Raw genomic sequence first — 1,066 nt, forward strand, 5'->3', positions numbered from 1 at the left:
GGGCGTGTACGACGGGCGCGGTGCCGGGGTGCAGCGGTGCGCCGTCGGTGTCGACGGGGACGGCCCAGGAGACGGTCCAGGAGGGGCGGAGCCGTTCTTCGACGGGCCGGTCCGCGAGCAGCGCGGGCGGGGTGGGGCCGGTGTGGCGGACGGTGCGCCAGCGGCGGGTCTCGCCGCGGGAGTCCTCGATCACCGTGTAGGCGCCGTCGGCGCCGCGGCGCAGGGTGCGGCCGCCGTCCTGCGGGGTGTCGACGGTGATCTCGTGGAGCCCGGGCAGGGTCAGCAGCAGGGCGTCGTCGATCCCGGACAGCAGCCGCTGCACCAGGTCCTCGGCGGCGGCGTCGCGCAGCGGGAGGACGACGACGGTGTCGTAGCCCTCGGGGGCGGTGCCCTCGGCGGGCAGGGGGAGGCGCAGCAGGGGGACGTGGCCGTCGCGGCGGCGGAGTTCGTCGCCGAGGCCGGGGCTGTGCGCGGCGGCCTCGCGGGCCAGTTCGCGGGCTTCGGCGAGGGACCAGCGGACGCCGCCGTGGCGGCCGAGGACGGCGGGCTCGTCGGAGACGGCGAGGACGGCGGCGAAGCCGACGCCGAAGCGGCCGACGGTGTCCCCGGAGGCGGCCGACTCGCGTTTGGCGGAGGCGCGCAGGGTGCTCAGCGATTCGACGCCGGCGGCGTCGAGGGGGGCGCCGGTGTTGGCGGCGGCGAGGACGGCGGGGCCCTGGTCGGCGGCGTGCAGGGTGAGCCGCAGGCGGCCGGGGACCCCGGCCCGGGCGGCCGCGTCGGCCGCGTTCTGCGCCAACTCGACGACCAGCCGGTCGCGGTAGCCGCCGAGGGCCAGGTCCTCCTCGGCGTTGGCGTCCTCGCGGAAGCGGGCCGGGCCCGCACCCCACGAATCGAGGACCCCGCGCCGCAGCCGGGCCGTGCCGAAGGGGTCCACTCCGCCGGGGGCCGCCGTCACTCGCACGCTCACGCCGCTTCCTCCAAGAATTGCCGAGGTCTTGAAGGTATCGCGTGCGCAACCCGCACGGCGGGGCGGCCGGGCCCGGCGCCCCGCCGTGCGGGTTGCGCA

At 78.4% G+C, this 1,066-nt stretch carries 1 protein-coding gene; it reads right to left on the bottom strand.

Features of this window, described 5'->3' with window-relative positions; translation table 11 throughout:
• Positions 1–967, bottom strand: a 967-nt coding sequence (locus EF903_RS32885) for a sacsin N-terminal ATP-binding-like domain-containing protein (RefSeq protein ID WP_399422235.1), incomplete at its 3' end; no start/stop codon positions are given.
• Positions 968–1,066: the final 99 nt, after the last annotated feature.

Origin of the sequence: Streptomyces sp. WAC05292, assembly GCF_003949955.1 — a bacterium.
In the GTDB taxonomy this organism is placed as follows: domain Bacteria; phylum Actinomycetota; class Actinomycetes; order Streptomycetales; family Streptomycetaceae; genus Streptomyces; species Streptomyces globosus.